General features: G+C 61.4%; 9 protein-coding genes and 1 pseudogene. 4 read left to right on the top strand and 6 right to left on the bottom strand.

Features of this window, described 5'->3' with window-relative positions; translation table 11 throughout:
* Window positions 1-176: 176 nt before the first annotated feature.
* The gene (locus NKH60_RS34170; protein WP_352707574.1) at window positions 177-833 is read left to right on the top strand and encodes an IS5 family transposase; all 657 of its coding nucleotides are present in this window, start codon (window positions 177-179) and stop codon (window positions 831-833) included.
* Window positions 834-852: 19 nt separating this feature from the next.
* Window positions 853-963: a hypothetical protein gene (locus NKH60_RS34165; protein WP_352852253.1), complete on the top strand. Its 111-nt coding sequence runs from the start codon at window positions 853-855 to the stop codon at window positions 961-963.
* Here NKH60_RS34165 and NKH60_RS34160 read toward each other — a convergent pair.
* The 5 genes and pseudogenes from NKH60_RS34160 to NKH60_RS34140 all read right to left on the bottom strand — a co-directional run bounded on the left by NKH60_RS34160 (window position 951) and on the right by NKH60_RS34140 (window position 6,441).
* Window positions 951-1,949 carry an NAD(P)H-dependent flavin oxidoreductase gene (locus tag NKH60_RS34160; protein ID WP_352707577.1) on the bottom strand — a complete coding sequence of 333 codons (999 nt, stop codon included), beginning with the start codon at window positions 1,947-1,949 and terminating at the stop codon, window positions 951-953. The genes NKH60_RS34165 and NKH60_RS34160 overlap by 13 nt on opposite strands.
* A 175-nt stretch (window positions 1,950-2,124) precedes the next feature.
* A pseudogene (locus tag NKH60_RS34155) lies at window positions 2,125-3,460 on the bottom strand (IS701 family transposase).
* 335 nt (window positions 3,461-3,795) lie between these two features.
* Window positions 3,796-4,719, bottom strand: coding sequence for a hypothetical protein (locus tag NKH60_RS34150; RefSeq protein ID WP_352874998.1), 924 nt, complete (start codon window positions 4,717-4,719; stop codon window positions 3,796-3,798).
* Window positions 4,667-6,037 carry a hypothetical protein gene (locus tag NKH60_RS34145; protein WP_352874996.1) on the bottom strand — a complete coding sequence of 457 codons (1,371 nt, stop codon included), beginning with the start codon at window positions 6,035-6,037 and terminating at the stop codon, window positions 4,667-4,669. The genes NKH60_RS34150 and NKH60_RS34145 overlap by 53 nt, the downstream gene beginning before the upstream one ends.
* Window positions 6,034-6,441 carry a plasmid mobilization protein gene (locus NKH60_RS34140; protein WP_352707581.1) on the bottom strand — a complete coding sequence of 136 codons (408 nt, stop codon included), beginning with the start codon at window positions 6,439-6,441 and terminating at the stop codon, window positions 6,034-6,036. Before NKH60_RS34140 ends, NKH60_RS34145 begins: the two co-directional genes overlap by 4 nt.
* Before the next feature lie 410 nt (window positions 6,442-6,851).
* Here NKH60_RS34140 and NKH60_RS34135 point away from each other — a divergent pair, with 410 nt between their 5' ends.
* On the top strand, window positions 6,852-7,568 hold the full coding sequence (locus NKH60_RS34135) for a nucleotide-binding protein (RefSeq protein ID WP_352875000.1): 717 nt from the start codon (window positions 6,852-6,854) through the stop codon (window positions 7,566-7,568).
* Window positions 7,565-7,975, top strand: coding sequence for a hypothetical protein (locus NKH60_RS34130; RefSeq protein WP_352707585.1), 411 nt, complete (start codon window positions 7,565-7,567; stop codon window positions 7,973-7,975). Before NKH60_RS34135 ends, NKH60_RS34130 begins: the two co-directional genes overlap by 4 nt.
* Before the next feature lie 116 nt (window positions 7,976-8,091).
* On the opposite strand, the gene NKH60_RS34125 is transcribed toward NKH60_RS34130, so the two are convergent.
* Window positions 8,092-8,433, bottom strand: a complete 342-nt coding sequence (locus NKH60_RS34125) for a hypothetical protein (RefSeq protein WP_352707587.1) — start codon at window positions 8,431-8,433, stop codon at window positions 8,092-8,094.
* Between the last annotated feature and the right edge of the window lie 134 nt (window positions 8,434-8,567).

Genomic DNA, 8,567 nt, shown 5'->3' with positions numbered 1-8,567 from the left:
CGCTCAGCGGCAGCGCAAGATCGTTCATGGTGGGTGTGGTCTCCGGGAAATGGTTCGGATCGGCTTAAGCAACCAAATCCTACGTTTTTCAACGGCTTGCGCCACATCCACCAACCCCCATGAATTTTTCAGGCTAGGATCCGGACCCATAAAGGGATTCCACTGACGGTGGTTTTATGAGTCACGGTCTCCAAAGGGAGGCCACAGATGAATCGCGATTATTTCTGGCTGACGGAGGGAGCAGGTTTCGCGGCCGCAGGCGCTGCTGCCAACCGACACGCGCGGCAAGCCAAGAGTATGACCGCCGAGCGATTGGCGGCATCGTCCATGTCCTCAAGTCCGGCGGCCGCTGGGTCGATGCCCCGCAAGTCTACGGGCCGAGAAAGACGCTCTACAATCGCTTTGTCCGATGGGCTGCCAAAGGCGTTTGGGTCGACATCTTCCACGCCCTGGCCTCGGCTGGCGGTCCTCCGGCTGAGGTCCTGATCGACCTCTTCGGCCGTGAAGGCGCATCGCTGCGCTTCTGGCGGCACAGGGGGGAGCAAAATCAGGCGATCGGCCGGTCGCGCGGTGGGCGAACCACGAAGATCCACGCCCTGACCGATGGCCTGTGCCGCCCGATCGCTTTCCTCTTGACCGGTGGCCAGGTCGCCGATTGCAGCGCCGGAGATTTGCTTCTGGAGCAGATGCCCAAGAGCCCGATCCTGCACGCCGACAAGGACTATGATACCAATGCCATTCGCCACAGGTCTAGGCTAAAGCGGCGATGCCGAACATTCCGCCGAAGCCAACCGGCGCTGGAAGAACTGCTTCTCCCCGTTCCTCTACCGTGATCGCAACGCCATCGAGCGCATGTTCGGACGGCTCAAGGATTTGCGCCGCATCGCCACCAGATACGATCGATCGGCCACGAACTTCCTCGCTGCCGTCTGCCTAGCCGCTACGGTCAGTTACTGGCTGTGACAGTTGTCCTCGACAAACAGAAGCGAACTTGCGCCCTGAAGCAGGGTGATCGCTTCAGAAACGGTGCGAAGGAGTATGTCACTCGCCGGCTCGATGTCGTGGATGAGGCCGGCGGCCTCACCAATCATGATCGCGGCTATTGTGGGATCGCCGCTTGCCCACGCTTCCCGGTAGGCAGCGGACTGCGCGTCAATGTCGGCAAGGAGATGGGCCTCATTGCCGTGCCAGGCTTCCGTAAAAGCATTCTTCCGAACGCGCAGTGAAAACCGCGATGGCCAATCCAGGCGGCGCGCTAGGTCCATCACCGAGGTTCGAACCGTGTCGTCTCCGGTCGCGGCAAGGGCAGCCTGGTGCAGATTTGGATGAACGAGAGCCTCCAACGAGGCCCAGAAACGTGATCCCATCACGACGCCATCAGCGCCAAGCATCAGCGCCGCTGCAAGCCCACGACCATCGGCGATGCCACCGGCCGCGCAGATGAGCGTGTCCGGCGCCCGTCGCCGTACCAAGTTCGCGACCTCCGGAACAAATGTGAATGTCGCTCGCTTCTCACCGTGACCGCCGGCTTCCGCGCCTTGGGCGACGACGATGTCGGCTCCGGCATCAAGAGCGCGGCGCGCGTCGTCGAGGCTCTGGACCTGGCAGATCAAGGGGACCCCGGCGGCCCGTATCGCCGGCGAAAAAGGCGCCGGGTCGCCAAAGGATAGGAAAATCGCACTTGGTCGCCGCTCCAAGGCCTTATCGAGTAGGCGCGGGTTCCTGGCGAGTGACCAAGTTATGAAGCCGCAGCCGACAGGTCGGTTGCCAGATCGCTCGAACTCTCGCGTCAGCCAATCAGCGTCGCCATAGCCGCCGCCGATAAGCCCAAGCCCTCCGGCTGTACTGACCGCACCTGCGAGTTCCCCGCCCGATGCGAATGCCATCGGCGCGCTGATGATCGGATGCTGCAGTTTAAGCCGATCAGTGAGACGGGTTACGATGCGCATCATCACTCCAACAGATTGCCTTGAGTATCGCAGGTTCGGTTGATCCTATCGAGCCCCGCTCAGCGCCCGCGACTAACGGCAACCAGAGCCGCCAGCGCAGTCGACCGACGGTTATGAGTCCGGACCCTAACACTACTTTGGCACTTTAGGCTCTGGGATATTCGCAAGGAGCATGTCACAGCGAGGACATCGTCGGGGTGGAGGTCGTGCGAAGATGTCGAGGATCGCTTGCCTGATGGCCGGCATGCTTGGCTGTGGTGGCGGTCCCGAGACTCTTTTTTTTCCGTCCCGCTGCTTTGAGGCGGCGGGATTGAAGGAAGGCGTAGGCGATCATCGTCATCAACGCATGTCGATGTAATCCCGTCCAGGATCTACCTTCGAAGTGGTCGAGCCCAAGCTCTTCCTTGAGCTGCTGGTGGGCCTGTTCACAGATCCACCTGGCCTTGATCGTGGCAGCGAGCGTCTTGATGGTGGCATCGGCCGGCAGGTTCGACACATAGTATTTTTGCTCCCCGGTCGGCCGCCGCTCGCCGACGAGCCAAACCTCGTCGCCAGGCATGCATTGCATACGGTTATCGAGCATCCGGTGCTTATGGCCATCCGCAACACGGACACGACGGGCCGCGAAGAGACAGGTCAGCCGACCTTTGGTGCCCCGCCGCCAGCTGACCTTTTGCCATTTCCCTTCGGCCAACAACGTTTCAGCCGAGACCGGGGGCTGATCAGGGATGTGGTATTTGCGGGGCTTTCCGGCCTTCGCGACGGGGAAGATCAGGGCAACGTCGGCGGGATAGACGTTCTGGCGTCGCGACAGACCCACTGCCCACAGCAGACCGCGCTCACTCAAAGCCTGACGGAAGGGTCCGCTGGAGCCGTACCCTGAATCGGCAAGCACACAGCCAAAACGCGCACCGGAGGCGATGACGCGGTCGACCTCCTCGATTGCAATCTCCGGCTTTGTCAGAGCAGTCTGTCTATCCTTCGGCACACGAGCCCGCGCCATACGTTCAGGATCATCTGTCCAGCTCTCGGGCAGGAATAGCCGCAGGCCCACCATCACCTGCACCTCGCGCGACGCCAAGGTTACCGAGACCAGCGACTGACAATTGGCAGTCTTTCCGAGCGACGAGGCATATTGTGGCGCGACGCCAACCGAGTGACGTCCCTTCTTGGGCAACGCCGTATCATCGATGACAAGAAAACCCGCCTCATCGCCAACCAGGCCATCTGCCTTCTTCAGCAGGGCAGCCTCGAGTGGAGCACTGTCCCAAACTCCGGCAGCGACGAAATGATGAAGCTGATCGTAGCCGACCTCGCCAGCGCGCGCCGCCATCGGCTGAACGCTCTTGCGGTCTCCTGGACCAATCAAACCCGCGACATAGAGAGGACACATCCGCGCCCGCGTCTTGTGCCCTAGCGCCGCGACAAACGGCGCAAGCCAGCGCGCCAGATCAGCTTGCCAGTTCCCATCCATGGCCGGCCCCTCCAAAAGCCGACCTCCTATGAATCACCGAAGACGCCTCTTGGGAATCCTGAAAGTGCTCGCCCGCCAAAATCTGCCAAAGCAGTGCTAAACTAACCCATCAGCAAACTTACGACCGGGCTTTGAGCCCGTCACCGATCGATCCAATGGCGCTGCGGTTACCTGGACCGACCTGAAAACCAGCCTGTCACAGCCTTAGCTTCAGTCCATCCAGCAATGCGGCACGAAGCAGATTTCAAGATCATGCGCGGCGTGAGATCTGCGTGGCCATCATCCTGAACCTCGTAGGCGCCAAATGGGCCTCGGCACATGAGGTCACTAACACTCTCGGTCTCTTTAGCCGCAGGCGGCAGTGAGCTCGGCTCAGCGCTCGTAATCCTTATCATTTGAGCGCTGGGTCTTGCGGTCCTGCTCTTCCGACTGCCGTGCCTTCTGTTTGTTGGCGTCCTTCTGCTTGGCTGCCACCTTCTCCTGCTCGGTGCCGGTGCGCGGCTGCTCCGGCTCGCGGGGATCGTCCCGAGTTGGAAGGTCTCCCCCTCGCGGCTCGCGCTCGGGGATAGGCTCGCCACCGCCACCACCACGACGCTGCTGCTGCCGCTCGAATTGCAGCCGCGCGAGACGGTCGTGCATCTTGTCGTTCACCTCTTCACGATACTGTTCGAACTGACCTTGATGCGCCGGCGGCAGCGTCTCGCGCATGTTGTCGAGAGCCTGATTGACGCGGGCCATCTGACGCCGCATTTCCAAGGGGGTCTGCGCCATGTCCAAATCTCCTATCAGTGCATTCAATTCTCTCATACCGGGATGGGACAGAAAAGACTTCTGCCCCGATTGATCAGCTCCGCGACCCGCGCCAGGACCTGGCTGCCCTTCCCCTGTCCCATCGCCACGGAACCGCAGAAAATTGTTGCCGATCGACTCCGCTGCCGTGAGAGCCTGTCCGACTATGCCCGCAGTCCGCATCGTCGTCACAGTCTTTTGCCATGCGGCAGCGATTGCATCGCCGTTCACGACAAGCGATTGCATATCGAAACGGCGTTGCCGCTTGGCCTCCACTCTCTCGATTGTCCTGGCGCTGACCTGATAGCGCGGATCGCTCTGTGCACGGCTGTAGGCTCCGGCATGCTCCTTCGTGAATGGCCGCGTCATCGCATGATCCATGCGCCGCGTCGCCACCATCGCAATGCCGTTCTCGCGTGCTTTTTCCGCAAAAGTCTCGCGCCAGGCTGCGAGATCAGGCTTGTAGAATTTCAGGCGCTCGCCGTCGGCTGACCGTGCCTGCACCATCGCGTGGATATGGACGTGCTTGGTGTCCTTGTGATGCGCCAGGACAGAACTTGTATCCTGGCGCGCGCTCCTCGAGCACGGAGCGCGCCGCGGCCATCACGGCGTTGGCATCGGTGCCGGCTCTTGCCGAGAAAAGCAGGTGATAGGCATTGCGGCGCTCACGCCCCGAAAACTGCGGGCGCCATTGTTCATAGATCGAAGCCGCCGCCTTGGTGGAGCTTTTCACAGCAGGCACAGGCTCGCCATTTGCGTGGCGGATGTGGCTGTGGGTGCGGATGAACTTCTGCAGGAAATATTTCGCTTTGGGTTCACGGCTCACGGCCGCCGTTACCTCTGCCTTGGCGACCACCCCCGCCTCGCCCATGGCTTCAGACAGGCGCGCTTCGATCTTGTCGAGCGCCTTGCTGCGCGAATTTTTTTCCCGACCGCCGGCGAGCACCTTGGCAAGCGGTCCGGCCCGCTCATCGGTATGCGCGTAAACCTCCACCGTCTGTCCATCCTGCGCATAGATGAACGGTTTTGCCCCGAAGGCCTTGCTCAGCGCCTCGCTCAAGGCGGCATCGGTCACCTCGCTAGCGAGATCGAAGCGAACCTCGATAAAATTGGTGTTTTCCAAGGGCGGTTCGAACGTCTCGCAAAACGATTCCAGGAACGCCTTTCTTGCGGCACCTGTCGCAAGCACCTGCCCGTCCTCGTCGAAAATCTCGATGTCGTGTTTCTCGCCTTTTTCGTCCTCGCGCTTCCCGATGTAATTGAGCAGCCGGGCGGCAGCTTCCTTGGTCGATGGCGGATTGGGCATGACCTTGAACACGGCAGGCTGCGCGCCCGCCGCATAGCCTGCCCGTGCCGCCACGGCCCGCGCCTGATAGCCCGTCCGCGCCGCTCGTGCCGTACCGCTCGGACGAACAGCACCACGACCACCGCCGCCGCGCCGCTTCCAGTCTTCCTCCTCCTCTTCCGGCCGGAAACCGGCGAGCGTGACGCCATAGATCATGATCGGCGCGCTAGCGGCCTTGGGCGAACTCGCAGCAGCAGTGGACTTCGGTGCCCTGCTGGACATGGAGCTCCCCGCCGCCCCCAATCCTCCCGGCGACGAACGATGGGCGCTCCTGCCGCCACCTGCCGTCGAGCCGCCTCCTTGCCCGAGGCGTCCGCCGCCACCGGTCCGCTCATAGCTCTTCATCGCCTGGAATTCACCGACCTCGCGTCGGGCGCCCGTGACGGACTTGTCGTCGTCCAGCTCCTCACGCTTCACGCCGGACTCGCCTCGAAGATAGCGTTCGATTTCGGCCGCGTAGCCAGCAAGACGACCGCTCATGGCCTGGCCACCCTCGCCTTGCGTGACCCGCCAGTCATCGCCTTCAGTTCCTCGCGAAACTGCCGCACCAGGTTGCCCACGGCGACCAGCGCCTGTTCAAGATCCTCATCGTGGGCAACACGGCCGTCATTTATCGCGCGCACGGCCTGATTGAAATTGACGCCGACGCGCCGCAGCTGATCGGTCATGTCCACGATCGCCGGCCGCAACGCCTCTGACGCGATAGGCAGATACCCGGCCTCTGCCCGCACAAGACGCCGCACGACCTCGCTGACGGTAACGCCGTCCCGCTCCGCAATGGCTTTAAGGTTGGCCAGCTCGTCAGCCGAAAATCGGATGTGCGTCACCTCGCCGTAGCGCCGTGACGCGTTCTGTACCGCTGCTTTCTGGGCGCCTGCATCCATCTCTCAAGCCCGCTTGCGGGCGCTAAGGCCCGACAGGGCCGCGCCGCCTATTTTGTGTGTATCACAAAATAGGCTATCCTGCCAAGAAAAGGACAAAGCCGACGTTCCTTTCTCACCAGCCCAGTTGTCAACCGCAGCGGGCCGGTCGCGATGTGTTTCCATCGTGACTTGATGTAGTGTGTCTATGATGCGTTGAGGACTGATGCGTAGTCGGAAATGCGTAGTCGGAAATGCGCAGTCGATGGGCCACCGGACCTATTCCTTCGCTGCAGATAGCAGCTGCGCAAAAACCGCACCGTGAACGAGCTCTTATTGGTGCGCGCCTGGGTTGCCAAACCAGTCTTCCCCGTTGACTATGTCACCATGTCTCTACCGTGATATTGTTCCATGTTGACTTGTTCCATGTTAACATGGAAACAAGGAGACAACGCCGGAACGAGGCCCCCATGATCATCTCCGCTGCGATCCCCAAGGGCGGCACTGGCAAATCGACGATGCTGCGCGCCCTCGCATCCGTCGCGCTGCATCGGGGCTATTCGGTCACTCTTATCGACGGAGACCGGCGGCAGAACATGCACCGCTGGTTCCAGATGCTGGGCGAGGCTGGCAATCGTCCTGACAGGCTCACGATGGTGAGCGCGATGACGCCGCAGGAAATCCTTCGCGCAGCAGCCACTCACAACGGTGAGCGCTCGGTCGTCTTGATCGATACGGAAGGCACCACAAACGATAACCTGATGGCCGGGCTCTTCGCCGCCGATATTGTCGTCGTGCCGATCTATTTTGCGCTGGATGATGTGACCGCCGCCATCCAGATCACCGACCACTACATCCCGCTGGCGGTCGAGAGCCGGGGTAGACCGCTGCCTGCGATATTCGTGCTGACCAAGCAGACCATCATCGATAGCAGGGCGCGAGCCCTGACCGAACTGCGCGCCATCATCCAGGCCAATGGCACGCCCATTGCAGAACATGTCCTGCACAATCGTGTTGCCTACCGCGACCTTCAGACCGGGCAGACCCTTTACAGCCATGGGGTGCCTGATGCGAAGGCGATTGCCGAGAGCGAAGGGGTCTTCGACGACCTTCTGCAAACCTTCATCGAAGCCACAAGGAACGCGGCATGAGTGAAGAAACCGCACCGAAACCCGGTGACGACAAGAAAGCCCGCATGATGAAGGCGATTTCCACGCAGCCGCCGGCACTGCCGAGCATGTTCATTTCATCGCCGAAGATCGAGGCGCAGAAGCTGGAGCCGAATGTCGGATCGGCGATGTCGCAGACGCCCGAGCCGGCATCGGGTGCAAGCCCTGACTTTCGCAAGCTGCTGCGGCAGGGTCAGAAAAAGGATCCGATAGCCGGCAAGAAGATTCGCGACGAGGAGATGATCCGCTGCGGGTATTACCTGACGGCTGCGGAGCAGCGCCATTTCAAGCTGCTGGCGATCAGCAACGGCCACAGCATGACCGAACTGCTGCGAAAGGCTGTGCAGGATTATATCCGCATTCATAAGCACAAACTGCCGAAGGAATAATCGGCGGTTTTGAGTCGCTCTCGCATGCCGTGACGGGTGATGTTCGTGGCTCTTTTGCAACGTGCAAAAAAAGGGCCCGCGACGGAGTGTTCCGTCGCGGGCCCTGAGATGTTTGCCTACTTGGATTGGTTGAGGTGTTTCAGCATCTGGCCGAAGATTGTGTCTCGCACCGGACGCCCGCTGGCTGCCGCTTTGTCGCCGACCAGCTTTGCCGCCAGTTTGGGCGACAACGGCATGAAGTCGTAGCCGTGTGCGATGGCTGCATGGCGAAGATCGTCAAGCGCTTCGAACGCGCGATCGCGGGTGCCAAGCCAAAGACGGGGCTCGTCGGTTTCTTCGTGCGGGAACGCTTGCAGGAAGTAGGTCCGAAGCGGTAGGTCGTAGCCGATGACAGCGTCTGGATCGGAGTGGCCCTTTCCGATGACGGTGCCAGTGACAGTGATAGTATAGCGGCTCATTGCAACCTCCTTTTGCCGGTGGGGAGCCCGGGGCCCCAGAGGGGGGGGCCCGGGGGGGGGGGGGGGGGGGGTGGAGGCGGGAGGGGGTGTTTTTTTTGGACCCCCCCCGGGGGGGGGGGGGGGAGGAGACAAAT

Origin of the sequence: Mesorhizobium sp. M1006 (assembly GCF_040318825.1) — a bacterium.
Lineage (GTDB): Bacteria > Pseudomonadota > Alphaproteobacteria > Rhizobiales > Rhizobiaceae > Mesorhizobium.
This window is presented reverse-complemented; position numbering and strand designations above follow the sequence as displayed.